This window comes from Nocardia aobensis NBRC 100429 (assembly GCF_000308375.1).
GTDB lineage: Bacteria > Actinomycetota > Actinomycetes > Mycobacteriales > Mycobacteriaceae > Nocardia > Nocardia aobensis.
In genome coordinates this window covers 96,159-114,330 of sequence record NZ_BAFQ01000066.1, presented here as the reverse complement: position 1 = coordinate 114,330, position 18,172 = coordinate 96,159, and the positions used below count along the sequence as shown (strand labels likewise).

The window sequence follows — 18,172 nt, the reverse complement described above, 5'->3', positions numbered from 1 at the left end:
GCTGGCCCGCTCACTGGAATCCGGGACGGGCCCGCGCGGCGCCGATCTCGGTGCGGCGCTGGCACATCCGGTGTCGATCGGCGCGTATCTGCGGCTGTCGGGCCGGTCCTGGCTGCTGCATCGGCGCGGCGCGCTGAGCTGGAAGGGACGCCCGGTGCCGGACGGCCCGGGCCGCTCGCGGCCCGGGCCCGCCGAACTCAGGGCACCGAGGTAACGCCCACCGTCGGCAGGAACATACAGGTGTTGGCGCCGTTGCGGACCGTGCCGAACACCGCCGCCAGCACCGTTCCGGAGCCGGTGTCCACCGGTACCGCGCGCACCCCGCCGACCGGCAGCGACGCCAGGAAGAAGTTGCGGATCGCCTGTTCGAACGCCGGGCGCACCTCGGGCGGCAGATTCGGCGGCACCATCGAGCCGATGACCTGGGACAGCGGGCCCATGGCCGCGAATCCGCCGCGGCCGTTGGACACGTTCAACCAAGCCACCTGCATGCCGGTGGTGTCGGCCCCGTCGGGACCCATGCCGTAGGGGACGAAGGCGAACATCGTCTGGCCCGCCTTCACCGCGGACAGGTCCAGACCGGGTACCGGCACCGCCAGTTTGGGCCACGGCCCGGGCACCGCACCGGCCAGCGCCGGCACGAGCCCGAGAGTGCTGCCGTCCTGGCAGAACGCCGACCCGGACGGATACAGGAACGGCTGGATACCCAGCTGCTTCAGCGAGTCGACCGCCGTCTGATACGCGCTCAGCAAATCCGTCGCCGCCGCCGGGTTCTGGCCCAGGGCGGCGATGGTGGCGGCGGGGTCGGGCGGGGCGGCGGTCGCGGCGGCGGCGCCGGCGAAGGTCAGCGCACCGGTCACGGTGAGCGCTGCGGAAAGACGGACGAGACTGGTCACCACGGCCATCGGGGTTCTCCTGAGTTCGGCGGAACATCCGCACCAGGGTCGGTCCGCCGGGCCGCACAGCATGACTCGGGGACCTCCGCGTCGTCACGGTGCACGAGAGGGTACCGCCGGTGGAGGCGAATGCGTGGCAACACGCCCGCGAAACGCCGATCAGGCGCTGACGGCCGCCGGGGTCACCGTGTAGCCGAGGTTGGTGAGCACCTCGGTGGTCGCCTTGGCGAAGTTCAGGGTGATGAAATGCAGGCAGGGCGCGCCCTCGTCGATCAGTCGCTGCCCGATCTCCGTGGCGATCTCGATGCCCACCGCGCGCACCGCGTTGCGATTGGCCTCCGGGTCGTTACCGGCCGCCTGCTCGAGCCGCTGCATGACCCGCGCGGGCAGCGGCCGGCCCGACAGTTCCTCGGCGCGCTGCACCGTGCGCAGCGAGGTGATCGGCATCAGCTCGGGAATGATGGGCTTGGCGCCCTGTTCGGCGTCGTAGGCCGCGACCCGATCCCGCAGGCGCAGATAGTGTTCCACGTCGAAGAACATCTGCGTGATCGAATATTCCGCTCCCGCACGCAGTTTCGCGGTCAGATAGCGGGTGTCGTGGTCCAGGTCGGGCGATCGGTAGTGGCCCTGCGGAAACGACGCCACGCCCACGTGGAAGTCGCCGAGTTCGCAGACCATGCGCACCAGTTCCTCGGCGTATTCGACACCGTCGGGATGTTTGCGCCACTCCCCCAGCGGATCGCCCGGCGGGTCGCCGCGCAGTACCAGCATGTTGCGAATGCCGGCGTCGGCGTAGCTGCCGACGATGGATCGCAGTTCGGCGACGCTGTGCCCGACCGCGGTCAGATGCGCGACGGTGAGCAGTGTGGTTTCGCGGGCCAGCTGCCCGGTGATGCGCGCGGTGCGATCGCGGGTGGATCCGCCCGCACCGTAGGTCATCGACACGAACGCCGGATGCATCCGCTCGAATTCACGGGCGGCGCGCCACAGCCGCGCCTCGGCGGCGGCGTCGCGGGGCGGATTGAATTCCACCGAGAACGGAATGGTGCCGTCGGGGCGGCGGCCCAGCTGCCCCACCACGGAGGGAGTTCCGGACGGCGTCCGGGAAGGTCGGCCTGGGGTCGATCGTCCCCGTACGTTGTCGAAACTCACCGGTCCAGTGTAGTAGGACACCCTCGCTCGACGGGCCGCCCGGTCCGGATCCGTGCCGGTCCAGCCGCTGGTGCGCCTCGGGCCGGAGCTGTGCATCGCCCGTGCGGCCCACCGTCCGCCCAGCCGACTCCGGGACGGCGTCCCCACCCGCTTGCGATCTGTCGACCGGCCGCCCCCGAGCGCCACGGGACCGTCGCGCACGGACCGGCCGACCGGCCTCGATCTCCCCCGTCCGATGCGGTGCGGTGCCGGTCACGTGCCGGCTACGGCGCTGTCGGGCGGCGGAACCGACGCAGTAAGGTTCACGGTGGTCCGGCAGGCGCCGCGACGCGAACCCGTTCGCGATGCCCTGCCGGAGGGAATCGGCGGGACCGCCGCAGCCGTCGCCGGTGCAGACGCAGGTCTCGCCGGCCACATTCCCGGCACGCCGGATACGCCCCGGCGTGCCCGGTGTCGGCTCGCCGATACGACGAACTATCTGGAGGTTGCGTTGTCCGTTGGTCCGGCCAGCCCGGCACGTCCGGCGCCGAACGACTCCGCCGCGCTGGTGCGCGCGGTCGAACAGGCGCTGACCGGATTCTTCGCCGGCCGCCGCGAACTGGTCGCCGAACTGGGGCCGGTCGTCATCTCCGCCACGGCCGCCCTTGAGGACTTCGTGCTGCGCGGAGGCAAGCGGACCCGGCCGTCGTTCGCCTGGACCGGATGGCTCGGCGCGGGTGGCGATCCGACCGGCGACCAGGCCGAATCGGTCCTGACCGCATGCGCGGCGTTGGAACTGGTGCAGGCGTGCGCGCTGATCCACGACGACATCATCGACTCCTCCCGCACCCGGCGCGGCTTCCCGACCGTGCACGTGGACTTCGAACATCGCCACCGCGACCGCGCCTGGGGTGGCGATTCGGCGCATTTCGGCGTGAGCGTCGCGATCCTGATCGGCGATCTGGCGCTGACGTGGGCCGACGACATGGTCGCCGCGGCCGGGCTGGACGCGGCGGCCCGGGCCCGGTTCGCCCCGGTCTGGGCGGCGATGCGCACCGAGGTGATGGGCGGCCAGCTGCTCGACGTGCACGGTGAGGCCGGCGCCGACGATTCGGTGGCCGCCGCGCTGCGGATCAACCGGTACAAGACCGCCGCCTACACCGTGGAGCGGCCGCTGCACCTCGGCGCGGCACTGGCCGGGGCCGATCCGGAACTGATCGCCGCCTACCGCGAGTTCGGCACCGATATCGGCATCGCCTTCCAGCTGCGCGACGACCTGCTCGGCGTCTTCGGCGACCCGGCCGTCACCGGTAAACCCTCCGGTGACGACCTGCGCGAGGGCAAGCGCACGGTCCTGGTCGCGGAGGCGCTGCGCCGCGCCGACGCCACCGATCCCGCGGCCGCGCGGCTGCTGCGCTCCGCGCTGGGTACCGACCTCGCCCCCGAACAGGTCACCGAGTTGCGCGACCTCATCACCCGACTCGGCGCCGTCGACGATGTGGAGCGCCGCATCACCGAACTCACCGACCGCGGCCTCGGCGCGCTGGCGGCCAGTTCGGTCACGCCCGAGGCCGGCGATCGGCTGCGCGCGATGGCGCTGGCCGCGACCAGGCGGGTGGCATGAAAACCGTTGCCGGACAGTGTGATCGGATCGTCGTCGTGGGCGCCGGACTGTCCGGGCTGGCCGCGGCGCTCTATCTGACCGGAGCGGGACGCCGGGTCACCCTGCTCGAACGCGCCGATCATCCGGGTGGGCGGGTCGGCGTGTACCGCGGTCCGGATTACGAGATCGACTCCGGGGCAACGGTTCTCACCCTGCCCGGGCTGATCGACGAGACGCTGGCCGTGGTCGGCACCGATGCCGCGGCCCACGGACTGCGGATCCACCGCCTCGATCCCGCCTATCAGGCGCGCTTCGCCGACGACAGTGTGATCGGCGTGTACGCGGATCCGGAGCGGATGGCCGCCGAGGTGCGGCGCGCGTGCGGTGCCGCGCACGCGCAACGCTATCTGGACCTGCGGGACTGGCTGGCCCGGATCTACGCCGGCGCCTACGACCAGTTCATGGACACCAATTTCGATTCCCCGCTCGACATGGTCCGCATCCCCGAGAAGCGCGCGGCCCTGTGGGAACTGGTGCGCCTCGGCGCCTTCGGCCGGCTCGGCCCGCGCGTTCAGCGCATCCTGGGCGATCCGAAGTTGGCGCGGCTGTTCACCTTTCAGGCCCTCTACGCCGGGACCGCGCCCGCGCAGGCATTGGCCGTCTACGGCGCCATTCCGCACATGGACACATCGCTGGGCGTCTACTTCCCGGTCGGCGGCATGCGGGCGATCACCGCGACACTGGCGGCCGCGTTCACCGGCGCCGGCGGGCAGCTGGAACTGAACTGCGAGGTCAGCGGTATCGAGTATCACGCCGGACGCGCCCGGCGGGTCCGCACGACGGACGGGCGCGGCTTCGACTGCGACGCGGTGGTCCTGACCGCCGACCTCGGCTCGCTGAGCCGCTTCGGCATTCGCCGGCGCCGCCCGTTACGTGCGGCGCCTTCCGCCGTGGTTGCGCACGGCACCATCCCGGCCGAGGTGGCCGCGCGGTGGCCGCTACAGGCCCACCACACCATCGACTTCGGCCGCTCCTGGGACGAGACCTTCGCCGAGATCGCCGCGCGTCGCGGCCGCGGGCGGCTGATGAGCGATCCGTCGCTGCTGATCACCCGGCCCGCGCTCAGCGACGCCGGTCAGTTCGTCGAACGGCCCACCGGCCGCTACGAACCGCTGTCCGTGCTGGCCCCGTGCCCGAATCTCGATGCCGCGCCGCTGGATTGGCCGCGTCTGGGATCGGCGTACCTGGGAGAACTACTCGCCGTGCTGGAACAGCGCGGCTACCGGGGTATCGCCGAGCATTTCACAGTCGATCACCTCGACACGCCGCAAACGTGGTACGAGCAGGGCATGATCGCCGGAACGCCGTTCTCGGCGGCGCACTTGTTCCGCCAGACCGGACCGTTCCGCACCCGCAATCTCGCCCGCACCCCGGCCAACGTGGTGCTGGCCGGATGCGGCACCACACCGGGGGTCGGCGTGCCGACCGCGCTGCTGTCGGGAAAACTGGCCGCCGAACGCATTACCGGCGCCTTCCGGCACGCCGAGGGCGCCACGGCGCCGACCGGCGCGCCAGGGTTGCCGGCAAACCGTTAAACTGGCCCGCGAACTGACCACTCCCGCGGTTCCGCACCGCACGACATTCCCGGGGGGAAGACGACCCATGCCGACCCCCGATATGGACACTGCCCCGGTGACAGCGCCGGTGACCAGTACGGTTACCACGGTGCCGGTGACCGTCGTGCCGGTCCCCGAGCCGGCCGTGCACACCGTGCGCTGGTGGGTCCGCTGGGCCGGTGACTTCTTCCGCAGCCCCGAGGGACATGCCGCCCTGCTCGGCTTCTGGGGTGCGGTCCTGATCACCTTCGGTGGCCTGGGCGCCGGCGCGGTGCGCCGCAGCGATCCGCTGCTGGAGGCGGCACACCTTTCCTGGCTGCGATTCGGGCACGGCTACGCGCTGGCCACCATCGTGGTGTGGCTGGGTGTGCTGTCGATGATCATCGCCTGGGTCCGGTTGGGGCGCATCACCATCGGCACCGGCGCGCGCCGCGGTCCCGGCAGCACGGTGACGCTGAACGAACTGCGGGTGATCGTCGGCATCTGGATCCTGCCGCTGCTGTTCGCGGTGCCCATGTTCAGCCAGGACGTGTACTCGTATCTGGCGCAGGGCGCACTGCTGCGCGACGGTTTCGACCCCTACAAGGTCGGCCCGGTGGTCAATCCCGGTGTGCTGCTGGACAACGTGAGCCCGGTGTGGACCACCACCACCGCGCCCTACGGTCCGATCTTCCTGCTCATGGGGCAGGCCATCACCAGCATCACCGGTGACAACGTGGTGGCCGGCACCATCGCGATGCGCCTGGTCATGCTGCCGGGCCTGGCCCTGATGATGTGGGCCGTCCCGCATATGACCAAACACCTCGGTGGCAAGCCGACGGTGGCGCTGTGGCTGGCGGTGCTCAACCCGCTGGTGCTGATCCACCTGATCGGCGGCGTGCACAACGAGATGCTCATGGTCGGCCTGATGGCCGCCGGCATCGCCCTGGTGCTGGAGCGGCACCACGCGGCCGGCATCGTGGTGGTCGCGATCGGTGTCGCGATCAAGGCGACGGCCGGTGTCGCGCTGCCGTTCCTGGTGTGGATCTGGATGATTCACGAGCGCGAGCGGCGAGCCGCGGAGAACAAGGGACCGCTGCCGCATCCGATTCGCACCTTCGCCAAGATCGCCGGCCTCGGCGTGTCGGTGTTCGCGGTGGTCTTCGTGGCCGCCTCCGCGGCCGCGGGTGTCGGTATCGGCTGGCTGACCGCGCTCTCGGGATCGAAGAAGATCATCAACTGGCTCTCGCTGCCGACGGTCATGGCGCACATGGTCACCTGGGCGACGCCGCTGAATCTGGGTGAGGTGCTGGTGTGGACGCGGGGACTCTGCGCGCTCGCGCTGGTCGCGATCCTGGCGTGGACCTGGTGGCGCTACAAGAGTTCCGAACGCGATGCGGTGATGGGCATTCTCATCGCCTTCGTCGCGATCGTGATCCTCTCTCCAGCGGCGCTGCCCTGGTACTACTCGTGGCCGCTGGCACTGGCCGCCGGATTCGCCATGTCCACCACCACGTTGATGATCCTGGTCGGGTTGTGCACCTGGTTGATGCTGGTGTTCCAGCCGGGCGGATCGATCGGCCTGTACAACGTCTGGCACGTCGCGGCGGCCACCTTCGTCGCGGTCGTGGCGGCGCTGTCGCTACGCAAGGTGGATCCGCTGCGGCTGCGCGCCGATTCGGGCAGACCCAAGCAATGACCGGCCGCGGCGCCGACGCCGAACTGGCGGCCGCATACCGGCACTGCAGGGCCGTCGCTGCGGAACACGGCCGCACCTACTTCCTGGCCACCCGACTGCTGACACCACCGCAACGGGCCGCGGTGCACGCCCTCTACGCGTTCGCGCGGGTGGTCGACGACGTCGTGGATCACGCCGAAAGCCCCTGGGATGCGGCCGGTTTCGACGGAACTGGACTCGGCACCGCCGATCGCGCTGCGGCATTGCGGCTGGACCGGATCGAAACGCAACTCCATACCGCGCTGAAAGAGGCGGGCATCTTCGGAACGGACGAGCCCACCCACGGGTTCGACGCCCCCGCCCACGGGGGCGAGTCGGCCCTGGACACCGGCGGGGACGAGCCGAACACGGACTCGGATCGCTCGCATTCGAGCGCGGGCACGCGGCGGAGCCGTGAACGAGCCGAGGACGTCGTGCCGGTGGGCGTCGTCCACGCCTCCGCCACAGCGGACCGCGGCACCACGGCAGCACGCGTCGCAAGCACCACCGGGGCGGCCACGAGCAGTGTCGCGGCCGCCGGCCGGGCCGTGACCGGCACGACGGACGCCCAGTGCCGTCTTCCTGGGGGCACGGCGATCGACGGCCGGGTCCTCGCCGCACTCGTCGACACCATCGCCCGGTATCGCATTGCGCCCGATCACTTCCGGGTGTTCCTCGATGCGATGCGGATGGATGTGCCGGGGAGCGCGCTGTTCCGGAGTCGGTACGCGGATATGGGCGAACTGCGGGAGTACATGCGCGGTTCGGCGGCGGCGATCGGGCTGCAATTGCTGCCGGTCCTCGGCACGGTGGTACCGGTGGCCGAGGCCGAACCGGAGGCCGCGGCGCTGGGTGAGGCATTCCAGCTCACGAACTTTCTGCGTGATGTCGCCGAAGACCTCGACCGCGGGCGCATCTATCTACCGGGTGACGAACTCGCCGCCTTCGGGGTCGACGCGGATCTACTCGCCCACTGCCGGCGCACCGGCCGGACCGATCCGCGGGTCCGGCGCGCGCTGGCACATCTGATCGCGGTCAACCGCGCGGTCTATCGCACCGCCGCCCCGGGCATCGATCTGCTCCGGCCGCGGGTACGACCCGCCATTCGCACCGCGGCCGTGTTGTACGGCGAAATCCTCGACGAGATCGAACGGCACGACTACGCCGTATTCGACCGCCGCGCAACGGTTCCCACCTCGCGGCGGCTTCGGGTCGCGATCACCGAAGTGGGTGCCGGGTTGCGCCGGCCGAGGAATCCGGCGCCGTCTCTCCCCACCGCGACCCCCTGGGTTTTCCGCACAGCACAGCCGAACGTGCCACACGCCTGACACCGCGCTCAGCGCACCACCAGCCCTCGGTGAGATGGTCGGCGCGATCCACGAGCGCGCACCCCAGGCCAGGATCCTGCTGGTGCAATACCTGCCGGTGCTGGGCCAGGACGCGGACCTATGCCCCGCCATCGCACTCCACCCGTCCGCGGCGACCACCGCGCGGCACACCTACGACGGCCTCTCGCCGCGACCAGGGCCGCCACCACCGGCGTCACCGCGGTCGACCTGCCCGGCGCCGAGCCGCACACCGCCCGCGCGGCGGCGGCCTGGACGGACGGCTTCCACCGTCCGACCGCCGACGATCCGGCCCGGGTGATCAGCTCATATCACCCGAATTTCGCAGGCATGACCGCCACGGCCGACTACCTCACGCGGCAATCACCCCGCTGAAGGTCCGAACACTCCGCCCGGCTCAGAACGGTTCGGCGGCGGCCCGGCGAACGACCTCGCGGGCGAGCGGCCCGTGGATGGCGTCGATCGGACGGCCCGGCAGGGTGTCGTCCTCGGCGTACATCCACTCGAGGATTTCCTCGTTCGTATATTTCGCATCCCGCATCACCGTGATGAGGCCGGTCAGGGGTTTGACGACCGCGCCCGAGGAGTCGAAGAAGTCCTTCGGGATCCCGGCGATACCGCCGCGGCGGATCGCGAGCAATTGATGATCGCGCAGCATCTGATGCACTCTGGTCACCGCGATGCCGAGTTGTTCGGCCACATCCGGCAACGGAAGCAGGGTCACCGATTCGGGAACGACATCGTCGCTGCAGGGAAATGCACTCACCTGCACAACGGTAGTCCGTCGGCTCCGGGATACGGCGTACGCCCGCTTTCCGCGGGGGCGTGAGCACGTCATCGGCGACCGTGACGGCGCGCGCCTATACGATCGGGGGTGCCGTCACGGGGCGGCAACCGCTAGGTGAAATTCGGAGGACAGCAGTTGATCGGCCAGATGCTGGACGGGCGCTACCGCATCGACGCGCCGATTGCGCGCGGTGGGATGTCGATGGTGTTCCGGGGAGTCGACACCCGGCTGGACCGGCCCGTGGCGATCAAGGTGATGGACCCCAAGTTCGCCGGTGACCCGCAGTTTCTGACCCGCTTCGAATTCGAGGCCCGCTCGGTGGCCAAGTTGAAGCATCCCTCGCTGGTGGCGGTCTACGACCAGGGCATCGACGGGGAGTATCCGTTCCTCATCATGGAGCTCGTCGAGGGCGGCACCCTGCGCGAACTACTGCGCGAACGCGGGCCGATGCCGCCGCACGCGGTGCGTGCCGTCGCCGAACCGGTGCTGCGCGCGATCGGTGTGGCGCACGCCGCCGGACTCGTGCACCGCGACGTCAAACCGGAGAACGTGCTGATCTCCGATGCCGGTGAGGTGAAGATCGCCGACTTCGGCCTGGTGCGCGCGGTGGCCGGGTCGAATATGACCTCGGCCAGCGTCATCCTCGGCACCGCGGCGTATCTGTCACCGGAACAGGTCACCGCCGGTAATGCCGACGCCCGCAGCGATGTCTACTCCTTCGGCATCCTGATCTTCGAAATGCTCACCGGCCGTGCGCCGTTCACCGGTGACACCTCGCTGTCGATCGCGTATCAGCGGGTCGAGAAGGATGTGCCGAGCCCGAGCCGGTTCATCGAGGGCGTACCACCGGAATTCGACGAATTGGTCGCGCACGCCACCGCCCGCGAACCCGCGCACCGCTTCGCCGACGCCACCGACATGGCCACCGAACTGCATCGCATCGCCACCGCGCTGCACCTGCCCGACTACCGGGTTCCGGCGCCGCGGGAATCGGCGGAACACCTCTCCGCGCGATACCGCGTCGTCCAGACCCCCGCCGCCGGGCCCACCCACACCCCGCAGCCGGTCACCGAGGCGACGACCCGGCTGGCGGCCGAACCGTCCCACACCCGAGTGATGACCGCGGCCCATCCGATGCCCGATCCCGAACCCGAGCGCCCGCATCAGCCGCCGCCTCCGCCGCATCGGCCGGAATTCGTCCCCGACCGCGGCAGGTCCCGGCGCCGGGTGCTGATCTGGGCGGCCGTGGTGGTGGTCCTCGCGCTGCTGCTGGGTATCGGCGGCTGGTGGCTCGGCGTCGGCCGCTATTCGTCGGTGCCGGCGATCGCCGGGATGACCACCGAACAGGCGACCACGAAGCTGAAGGACGCCGGATTCGGGACGACCGTACGTGACAGGGCGTCCGACATCATTCCGGTCGGCGGGGTGGTCGGCACCGACCCTTCCGCCGGGGCGAAGGTGCTGAAGGGGTCGACGGTCGCCGTCCTGGTGTCCAGTGGCCAGCCGCACGTGCCGCAGTTTCAGCCCGGCCAGGACACGAAGACGGTGAACCAGCTCATCCGCGATGCCGGGCTCACCCCCGTCGACGGCGGCGAGAAACCCAGCACCGCACCGAAAGGGTCGGTGGCGCAACTGGATCCGGCACCCGGCACGGTCCTGCCGACCGGTGCGCAGGTGAAGGTCTATCGCAGTAAGGGTTCGCAGCCGGTGAAGCTGCCCGATGTGCGTGGCAAGACCGTCGAGGAGGCGAAGGCGACGCTGCAGAACGCCGGACTCACCGTCGGCGACACCCGCACCGACTTCGACGCGAAGATCAAGCCGGGGCAGGTCGCGGGCACCGATCCGTCCGCCGGCACCCAGGTGCTCTCCGGTGCGACGGTGACGCTGATCGTCTCCGACGCCATCCAGGTTCCCGATGTCATCGGCAAGAACGCCGCCGCGGCCCGCTCCGAACTCGAGGGAATGGGTCTCAAGGTCGTGCTGAACCAGGTGTTCAGCGGCGACCGCGGCACCGTCCGGGTGCAGTCACCGTTCGGTGGCGCGAATGTGGCGCCCGGATCGACGGTCACCCTGACCGTCCTGCCGTTCTGAACCGGGACTCAGCCGAGTACACCGCCCACATCCGCGCCGCCGAGCAGTTCGGCCTCGCTGATGCCCAGCCGCCGACCGGCCAGATCGAGCGCCTGCCGCAGCACCGCACTGGCGCTGGCGCCGACCACCTGGGACAGTTCGAGCCGGCCGTTGCCGCGCACCACCCGTACCCGGCAGCGCCACGCGATGCCGGCGCGGTCGACCTCGGGGCGTTCGATCACGATCGTGACCGGGACACCGTCGATCTCGAGCACATGTTCGGCGAGGGCGGCGATCGGCCTGCCCGCAGTTTGCAATCCCCTGGCTACCGATGCGCTCTGCATAGCGATCCTCTCAGCACATATCCCGCACAGCCTGTTGCCGCTGCAGTGTCACGCCTGGAAACCTAGTGCAGGTTCCGGCGTTCAGCAACCGGGCAGCTAACTTTTGCGGATGATGTCACGATCACGTGATTCCCGGACGGCGTTCAGCCGACCGTCAGCAACGGGTCACCGGTTTCCGGATCGTTGACCGCGACCACCGCGGCGGTGGTGAACACCTCCACCGGCACCCCGCCGATACTCGGGCTGATGTTGGTGGTGATCTGCGCGGCGGCCGCGGCGGGCGCATAGCCGTGAGCCACGTCGAACCCCCAGGAGATCTCGTAACCCCAGCAGATGTTGAAGATCAGCAGGCGACTGCCGTCGCGCAGCACGACCTCCGACGGGATCCCGTCGCGGTCGCGGTCGCGCAGCAACCGCAGGATGGTGCGATCGGCGTTGCCGATCCGCAGCGCGCTCTGCGCGCTGGCCGGACCTTCCCCACGCGGGCGGCCGTCACCGCGCGAGGGGCCCTCGTCATTGCGAAATACGACGTCCACTACGGCCGATCCGTCACCGCAGCATCTCGGCGACCAGGAATGCCAATTCCAAGGACTGCTGCGTATTGAGGCGCGGATCGCAGGCCGTCTCGTAGCGGTCCTCGAGATCCAGATCCGAGATGTCCTGCGCGCCACCGAGGCATTCGGTGACGTTCTCGCCGGTGAGCTCGATGTGCAGGCCGCCCGGATGCGTACCCAGGGCGTGATGAACCTCGAAGAAGCCCTGCACCTCGTCGACGATGCGATCGAAGTGGCGGGTCTTGTACCCGGTGGACGATTCGTGGGTGTTGCCGTGCATGGGATCGCACTGCCAGATCACCTGATGTCCGGTGGCCTGCACCTTCTCGATGATCGGCGGCAGCACGTCGCGGACCTTGGTGTTGCTCATCCGCGCGACGAGGGTGAGCCGGCCTGGCTCGTTGGTGGGGTCGAGCCGCTCGACGTATTCCACGGCCTGATCCGGCGTGGTGGTCGGGCCGATCTTGATGCCGATCGGATTGGCCAGCAGTTCGGCGAAGGCGATGTGGGCGCCGTCGAGCTGGCGGGTCCGCTCACCGATCCACAGGAAATGCGCGGACAGGTCGTAGAGCACCGGATCGCCCGCCGCGTTGTGGGACAGGCGCAGCATGGCCCGCTCGTAGTCGAGCACCAGCGCCTCGTGGCTGCAGTAGATCTTGGCCGACTGCAGGCTGGGGTCCTGCACCCGGCAGGCGTTCATGAACGCCAGGCCGCGGTCGATCTCGGAGGCCATCTGCTCGTAGCGGGCCCCGGCCGGCGACTGCGCGACGAAATCGCGGTTCCAGTCGTGCACCTTGTGCAGATCGGCCATCCCCGCGCCGGTGAGCGCGCGCACGAGGTTCATCGCGGCGCTGGCGTTGGCGTAGGCGCGCACCAGCCGCGAGGGGTCGTGTTCACGCTGCGCCGCATCGGCGACCAGCGCGTTGACCATGTCGCCGCGGTAGGACTTGAGGCCGAGCGCGTCGACATCGGCCGAACGGGGTTTGGCGTACTGGCCCGCGATCCGGGCCACCTTCACCACCGGCAGGCTCGCACCGTAGGTCAGCACCACCGCCATCTGCAGCAGGGTGCGAATGTTGCCGCGGATATGCGGTTCGGTGTTGTCGGCGAAGGTTTCCGCGCAGTCGCCGCCCTGCATCAGGAAGGCTTCGCCGCGGGCCACCTCGGCCAGATGCAGCCGCAACTCCTCGACCTCGGCGGGCACGCACAGCGGCGGCACGCTCTCGAGAACGGTGCGCATGGTGGCGGCCTGCTCGGGATCCCACGACGGCTGCTGCAGGGCGGGGCGGGCGAGGGCGGCGTCGAGTCGCCGACGGAGCTCGGCAGGCAGCGGTGGCAGTTCCGGCAAGCGATCGATCGGTACGTCGACGGTCCAGTTCACCAGATCAGAATACGGACCTTCCGCAATCTCGGGGTAACCCGGAGGTAGGGGGCGATGAATACGCCCGCGCGGGCGGGGCCGTAACCTCGAGCGCGGGGCCGGGTCGGGCGGTTCGGCCGAGATATCACCGCGAGCGCCGGTGTACGCCGAATCGGAAAGGGCACGACCGCGTGAAATATTTTTATGACTGCGAATTCATCGAGGACGGGGTGACGATCGATCTGATTTCGATCGGCGTGGTCTGCGAGGACGGTCGGGAATATTACGCGGTGTCAACGGAATTCGACCCCGAGCGGGCCGGGCAGTGGGTGCGGCGCAATGTATTGCCGAAACTCCCCTCCCCCTCCTCGCCCCTGTGGCGCAGCCGGCAGCGCATTCGCGACGACCTCTATCAATTCCTGGTGCCGCGTCCCACCGTGCGGCCGGAATTGTGGGCATGGGTGGGCGCCTACGACCATGTGGCGTTCTGCCAGCTGTGGGGTTCGATGGTCGATCTGCCGGCGGCCCTGCCGCGCTACACCAACGAGCTGCGCCAGCACTGGGATCACCACGGCCGGCCGGACCTGCCCCCGGTTCCGGCCGACGCGCACGACGCGCTGGCCGACGCCCGGCACAATCTCGCCAAGTACGAGGCCATCGAGGCGTTCCGCCGCAGCGGCGCGATCACCGGAATCGATCGGCGGTAGAGACGAAACTCGGCCCCCGGACAACCGTCCGGGGGCCGAGAACGTCGGTAGCGTGCCAGCGGTCAGCTCGCCAGGGTCTCCGGGATCCGCTCGGCCTCGGGCCGGCTGCCGGAGGGCACGCCCTTCTTCAGGCTGGCGGCGTAGACGTCGACGTACTCCTGACCCGACATCCGCATCAGCTCGTACATGATCTCGTCGGTGACGGCCCGCTCGACGAAGCGGTTACCGCCCATGCCCTCGTAGCGGGAGAAGTCGATCGGCGCACCGAATTTCACGGTGACGCGGCGGCGGCGCCACCGGAACGGGCCGGGAGGGCACACCTCGTCGGTCCCGATCAGTGCCACCGGGATCACCGGCACACCGGTCTCCAGGGCGAGGCGTGCCACACCGGTCTTGCCCTTGTACAGGCGGCCGTCGGGCGAGCGGGTGCCTTCCGGGTACAGGCCCACCATGCGGCCCTCGCTCAGCAGTTTGCGAGCGGTGTTGAGCGCGTCCTCGGCGGCGCTGGCGCCGCTGCGGTCGATCGGATACTGGCCGGTGCCGGAGAAGAAGAACTTCTGCAGCCGGCCCTTGAGTCCGGGCGTGGTGAAGTATTCGGCCTTGGCCAGATAGGTGATGCGACGCGGGCTCAGCAACGGGGTGAACAACCAGTCGGTGAACGACAGATGATTGCCGGCGAGGATGACTGCTCCGTCGGCGGGGATATTCTCCACGCCCTCGACCTTCGGCCGGTTGTAGATGTGCATGAAGGGCCCGACCAGCACGAATTTGAGCAGCCAGTAGAACATTGCGTCCTTTCCCCTGTGATTGTCGAACGGGACCGGCCTCGTCGCAGGCACCTCCGTCGGCACCGACTCTACCGTCGCCGACCTGCTGCGACCAACCCCACACGAGGTATTTCACATGTCGGCAATCACATCGGTGAAATCGGGTACACATTAGGTGCTTCCGCCGCGCGAAACCGACCGGGCGTCGAGCGAATCGGCGAGATGTGCGACGCCGCGGATCATTTGCTCCCGACCCGTATGCCTCGCCCGTCGAACGAGTACGACGAGAGTGGCCGATTCCCGTGGAGGACTATTCCCGGCCCGCCGTGGAGCGGGCTCGCCGCACGGCCGCCGAATCGGCGCCGCGGCCGGTTGCCGGCGCAAGCCCCTCGGCAGCCCCGGTCTCCAGGGCCGTGCGCGCGAGTTCGGCGGCGCCGATCATGCCCGCCGCCTCCCCCAGTTGCGTGGTGCGGATGCGGGCCAGCGGACGATGGCGGCCGCCGGTTATCGCGGCGGCGTAATGCTCGCGGGCGTCGTCGAGGAACAGCGGCGCCGAGGAGCTGACGCCGCCCGCGATGACGATCAGGTCCGGATCGAAGATATCGCTGACGAAGGCCAGTCCCAGCCCGAGCCAGCGGGCGAAATCGGCCATCACGTGCAACGCCACCGGATCACCGTCGTGGGCCGCGCCCGCGACCCGCCGCCCGGTCAGCGATCCCGGATCGCCGACCACCTCCCGCGCCAGGATCGTCGACGGCATCGGATCGGTGGCGAGCATCTCGATCGCGGTGTCGACCAGTGCCGTCCCGCTGCAGTACCGCTCCCAGCAGCCGCGTTTGCCGCACGGGCAGATCCGGCCGTGCGGCACCACCTGCAGATGCCCCAATTCCGGTGCGACACCGTAGCTTCCGCGATACAGCCGCCCCTCCACCAGCAGCGCCGCGCCGATTCCGGTGCCGATCGCGACCAGCACGCCGTTGTGCGCGCCGGCGGCCGCGCCGAACCGGTATTCGGCCCACATCGCGGCATTGGCATCGTGTTCGAGGATCACCGGCAACCCGAGCCGGCGTCCGAGCCGCCCGGCGACCGCGGTGTCCTCCCACGGCAGATGCGGCGCGAAGCGCACCGAGGACCGGGATTCGTCGACGAAGCCGGCGACCGCCAGCCCGACCGCCCCGATGTCGTGACGCGCGCACAGTTCCCGCACCGCGCGGTCGAGACCGTCCTCGAGCGCGTGCGCCGAATGCGGGGTCGGCGCCTGGACGGTGTCGAGCACCTCCCCGTCCCCGTCGACCACCGACGCCCGGATATTCGTCCCGCCGACATCGACGCCGACGGTGAGCGGAGCCTCTCGTCCGACCCGAGTGGTCATTTCTTGATCCGCACCGGGATGGGAACGTATCCGGGTCGCTCGACCGAATCCCGCCCCCGCCCAGCACGTTTGGTGGCACGCCGGCCACCCCGCCGCGCCTCGCTCCCCGGCTCGTCGCGCACCGCGTTCGCTCCCGGCCCATCGGCCGACTGCGCGGCGTCGTCCCGGGTAGGTCCGGGCGCGTTCCCATCCCGCCGGACGGCGCCGCTCGCGCGACGGTCGCCCGCGTCCGCACCACCATCGTGCGCGCTGCCGGCCGCACCGCCCGCGATCCACCCGTCGTGCTCGGTGCGCTCCGAACTGGGATCGGCACCGACTTCCGTTGCCGCGGAATCGACTTCGCCCGATGCGTTGTCGGCATCCGGAAGGTCGTCCGGGAGCAGCGGTTCGACCGGCACGCCGGCCAGCGCCTCGCGCAGCACCGTCACGATCGCCGTGCCGTGGTCGGCGATCGCGGCGACCACTTCGTGATGCTCACCGCGGACCAGTGCCGCGGTCGCGCAGAGCGGGCACCAGCTGCAGCTGTCCCATTCGCGGCCGTCGGCGGCCGCGCGACGCAGGGTGGGTTCGACGCGTTCGAGCAGGGTTTCGGCGAGGGCGCGCAGTTCCTGGGCGAATTCGCCGAAACTGTCGTCGTGGGCGTGGGTCATTGCGGCCATACCCCCGGGTCGGGCCGGAAACGCACGACGAGTTGCTCACCGTCGAGTTCGGCGCCGTCGACCGTGCACCGCCGCAATACCGGCGCCAGTCGTAGCCGCCGCCGGACCCCGTCCGCTCCCACGATCACATCGTCCTCCACTCGTCCCAGTCGCAGCGTGCCCGGGTCGACCACCGGCAGACGCATCCGCAGCGTGAATACCGATTCCAGCCCGGTGCCCGACTCCCACCGCACCTCCGGCTCCCCCGTCGCGCTACCGGGCTCCGGCGTCGTGTCGCTCAGCATAGGGTCTGGTTCGGCCGCCGGCGGGTTGCCACGAACGGGCAACGCCTGTGCCAGCGCCGACAACGCTCGCGGCCCGACCGGTTCGGGCCCGCTGTGATGGGCGATCACCACGGGCACATCGGGCATCCGGCGGCGCAGATCCGCGATCACGTCGAGTTGTTCGGCGCGACGCTGCAGATACCACTGCACCGCGGGGTGAGCGCCACCGTCGGCCGGCGGCACCGGCGGCAGCACTTTGTTCACCACCACCGCGTCCAGACGTATACCCAGAAGTGCCGCCGCCGAACGCACCCGCGCCGATTCCGCCAGCGCGACCCGTTCGGCGCCGGTGATGAGCCGGGCCCCGGTGCGCTGCGAATCGGCCAGCAGATCCCGAATCGCCGTGACCGCGGCCGCGATCCGCTCCACCGTCGCCGCCATCACCGCGCGCCGCATATCCGTACCGGTCGCGCTCATCACCCGGGCATGGGTGGGCCAGATTCGTTCGAGGTAGCCGAGCAGGGTGTCGGGTGCGGTGACGATGCGCAACATGTCCGCCGAGGGCGGGCAGTCCACGATGATCAGATCCCAGTCGTCCTCCCCCGCGAACTGCGCGATCTCGGTCAACGCCAGCAGTTCCTGCACACCCGGCAGTCCGGTGAGTTCGGCCGGATCGAGCGCGGCGAGGTCGATGCCGTGATCGTGGCCCGCGCCGGACAGCATCCGCGCCACGTCGCGGAACCGATCCTCCAGCAGCGCAAGCGAATCGATCTCGATGACGTCGAATCCGGGGGCGACCGTCACCACCCCGGCGACCGTGCCGGGATCGTGGGCGAAGCGGAAACCCAGTGCGTCACCGAGCGAATGGGCCTGGTCCACCGAGGCGACCAGCACGCGCTGTCCGGCCTGCACCGCGGCGATGGCCGCCGCGCAGGCGAGCGTGGTCTTACCGACTCCGCCCTTGCCGATGAACAGTTCGAGACGGGTCGTGCCGGCACCAC

The 18,172-nt window shown here is 70.0% G+C and carries 16 protein-coding genes and 3 pseudogenes; 9 read left to right on the top strand and 10 right to left on the bottom strand.

Going from position 1 to position 18,172, the window contains the following annotated elements:
- A pseudogene (locus tag RJ03_RS09460) lies at positions 1-214 on the top strand (hypothetical protein); the annotation flags it as partial.
- Here the strand turns inward: RJ03_RS09460 and RJ03_RS09455 are convergent.
- Both RJ03_RS09455 and RJ03_RS09450 read right to left on the bottom strand, forming a co-directional pair.
- Complete coding sequence (locus RJ03_RS09455) at positions 198-905, bottom strand: hypothetical protein (RefSeq protein WP_036500254.1); 708 nt, start codon at positions 903-905, stop codon at positions 198-200. The pseudogene RJ03_RS09460 and the gene RJ03_RS09455 sit on opposite strands and share 17 nt — an antisense overlap.
- A gap of 150 nt (positions 906-1,055) precedes the next feature.
- Entirely contained in the window at positions 1,056-2,048 is a 993-nt protein-coding gene (locus tag RJ03_RS09450) for a methylenetetrahydrofolate reductase (protein WP_083870699.1), read from the bottom strand.
- Positions 2,049-2,526: 478 nt separating this feature from the next.
- Between RJ03_RS09450 and RJ03_RS09445 the strand changes: the two genes are divergently transcribed.
- The 6 genes and pseudogenes from RJ03_RS09445 to RJ03_RS09425 all read left to right on the top strand — a co-directional run bounded on the left by RJ03_RS09445 (position 2,527) and on the right by RJ03_RS09425 (position 8,663).
- A complete protein-coding gene (locus tag RJ03_RS09445) occupies positions 2,527-3,651 on the top strand; it encodes a polyprenyl synthetase family protein (protein ID WP_036500323.1) in 1,125 nt (374 codons plus the stop codon).
- Positions 3,648-5,225 (top strand): phytoene desaturase family protein, encoded by a 1,578-nt coding sequence (gene crtI, locus RJ03_RS09440; RefSeq protein ID WP_036500250.1) that lies wholly within the window; start codon positions 3,648-3,650, stop codon positions 5,223-5,225. Before RJ03_RS09445 ends, crtI begins: the two co-directional genes overlap by 4 nt.
- Positions 5,226-5,307: 82 nt before the next feature.
- Positions 5,308-6,924, top strand: coding sequence for an alpha-(1->6)-mannopyranosyltransferase A (locus tag RJ03_RS09435; protein WP_083870701.1), 1,617 nt, complete (start codon positions 5,308-5,310; stop codon positions 6,922-6,924).
- Positions 6,921-7,193 (top strand): annotated as a pseudogene (locus RJ03_RS37050) (squalene/phytoene synthase family protein); the annotation flags it as partial. The gene RJ03_RS09435 and the pseudogene RJ03_RS37050, both read left to right, overlap by 4 nt.
- A gap of 348 nt (positions 7,194-7,541) precedes the next feature.
- A pseudogene (locus RJ03_RS35875) lies at positions 7,542-8,270 on the top strand (phytoene/squalene synthase family protein); the annotation flags it as partial.
- A 120-nt stretch (positions 8,271-8,390) separates the two neighbouring features.
- On the top strand, positions 8,391-8,663 hold the full coding sequence (locus tag RJ03_RS09425) for a hypothetical protein (RefSeq protein WP_036500248.1): 273 nt from the start codon (positions 8,391-8,393) through the stop codon (positions 8,661-8,663).
- A gap of 22 nt (positions 8,664-8,685) precedes the next feature.
- On the opposite strand, the gene RJ03_RS09420 is transcribed toward RJ03_RS09425, so the two are convergent.
- Entirely contained in the window at positions 8,686-9,054 is a 369-nt protein-coding gene (locus RJ03_RS09420) for an Rv2175c family DNA-binding protein (protein ID WP_036500318.1), read from the bottom strand.
- 135 nt (positions 9,055-9,189) lie between these two features.
- Here RJ03_RS09420 and pknB point away from each other — a divergent pair, with 135 nt between their 5' ends.
- The gene (gene pknB / locus RJ03_RS09415; protein WP_086007214.1) at positions 9,190-11,166 is read left to right on the top strand and encodes a Stk1 family PASTA domain-containing Ser/Thr kinase; all 1,977 of its coding nucleotides are present in this window, start codon (positions 9,190-9,192) and stop codon (positions 11,164-11,166) included.
- Between the two features lie 8 nt (positions 11,167-11,174).
- Here pknB and RJ03_RS09410 read toward each other — a convergent pair whose 3' ends face one another.
- The 3 genes from RJ03_RS09410 to RJ03_RS09400 all read right to left on the bottom strand — a co-directional run bounded on the left by RJ03_RS09410 (position 11,175) and on the right by RJ03_RS09400 (position 13,424).
- Positions 11,175-11,489: a hypothetical protein gene (locus RJ03_RS09410; RefSeq protein WP_143860046.1), complete on the bottom strand. Its 315-nt coding sequence runs from the start codon at positions 11,487-11,489 to the stop codon at positions 11,175-11,177.
- A 143-nt stretch (positions 11,490-11,632) separates the two neighbouring features.
- On the bottom strand, positions 11,633-12,025 hold the full coding sequence (locus RJ03_RS09405) for a hypothetical protein (RefSeq protein ID WP_036500246.1): 393 nt from the start codon (positions 12,023-12,025) through the stop codon (positions 11,633-11,635).
- A gap of 13 nt (positions 12,026-12,038) precedes the next feature.
- Entirely contained in the window at positions 12,039-13,424 is a 1,386-nt protein-coding gene (locus RJ03_RS09400) for a class II 3-deoxy-7-phosphoheptulonate synthase (RefSeq protein ID WP_036500245.1), read from the bottom strand.
- A gap of 170 nt (positions 13,425-13,594) precedes the next feature.
- Here RJ03_RS09400 and RJ03_RS09395 point away from each other — a divergent pair, with 170 nt between their 5' ends.
- Positions 13,595-14,110, top strand: a complete 516-nt coding sequence (locus RJ03_RS09395; RefSeq protein ID WP_036500243.1) for a polyadenylate-specific 3'-exoribonuclease AS — start codon at positions 13,595-13,597, stop codon at positions 14,108-14,110.
- 62 nt (positions 14,111-14,172) lie between these two features.
- Here RJ03_RS09395 and RJ03_RS09390 read toward each other — a convergent pair whose 3' ends face one another.
- The 4 genes from RJ03_RS09390 to RJ03_RS09375 form a co-directional block, all read right to left on the bottom strand.
- Positions 14,173-14,898, bottom strand: a complete 726-nt coding sequence (locus RJ03_RS09390) for a lysophospholipid acyltransferase family protein (protein ID WP_030514742.1) — start codon at positions 14,896-14,898, stop codon at positions 14,173-14,175.
- Between the two features lie 289 nt (positions 14,899-15,187).
- The gene (locus RJ03_RS09385) at positions 15,188-16,249 is read right to left on the bottom strand and encodes an ROK family protein (protein ID WP_051024492.1); all 1,062 of its coding nucleotides are present in this window, start codon (positions 16,247-16,249) and stop codon (positions 15,188-15,190) included.
- Complete coding sequence (locus RJ03_RS38295; RefSeq protein ID WP_245552226.1) at positions 16,246-16,899, bottom strand: hypothetical protein; 654 nt, start codon at positions 16,897-16,899, stop codon at positions 16,246-16,248. Before RJ03_RS38295 ends, RJ03_RS09385 begins: the two co-directional genes overlap by 4 nt.
- Positions 16,896-18,146, bottom strand: coding sequence for an ArsA family ATPase (locus tag RJ03_RS09375; protein WP_036500239.1), 1,251 nt, complete (start codon positions 18,144-18,146; stop codon positions 16,896-16,898). Before RJ03_RS09375 ends, RJ03_RS38295 begins: the two co-directional genes overlap by 4 nt.
- Positions 18,147-18,172 lie beyond the last annotated feature (26 nt).

Excerpts from the sequence above, each read along its gene's own strand:
- RJ03_RS09425 (WP_036500248.1), top strand. The coding sequence starts at position 8,391 with ATGCCCCGCCATCGCACTCCACCCGTCCGCGGCGACCACCGCGCGGCA.
- RJ03_RS38295 (WP_245552226.1), bottom strand. The coding sequence starts at position 16,899 with ATGACCCACGCCCACGACGACAGTTTCGGCGAATTCGCCCAGGAACTG.
- RJ03_RS09385 (WP_051024492.1), bottom strand. The coding sequence starts at position 16,249 with ATGACCACTCGGGTCGGACGAGAGGCTCCGCTCACCGTCGGCGTCGAT.
- RJ03_RS09455 (WP_036500254.1), bottom strand. The coding sequence starts at position 905 with ATGGCCGTGGTGACCAGTCTCGTCCGTCTTTCCGCAGCGCTCACCGTG.
- crtI (WP_036500250.1), top strand. The coding sequence starts at position 3,648 with ATGAAAACCGTTGCCGGACAGTGTGATCGGATCGTCGTCGTGGGCGCC.
- RJ03_RS09410 (WP_143860046.1), bottom strand. The coding sequence starts at position 11,489 with ATGCAGAGCGCATCGGTAGCCAGGGGATTGCAAACTGCGGGCAGGCCG.
- RJ03_RS09390 (WP_030514742.1), bottom strand. The coding sequence starts at position 14,898 with ATGTTCTACTGGCTGCTCAAATTCGTGCTGGTCGGGCCCTTCATGCAC.
- RJ03_RS09435 (WP_083870701.1), top strand. The coding sequence starts at position 5,308 with ATGGACACTGCCCCGGTGACAGCGCCGGTGACCAGTACGGTTACCACG.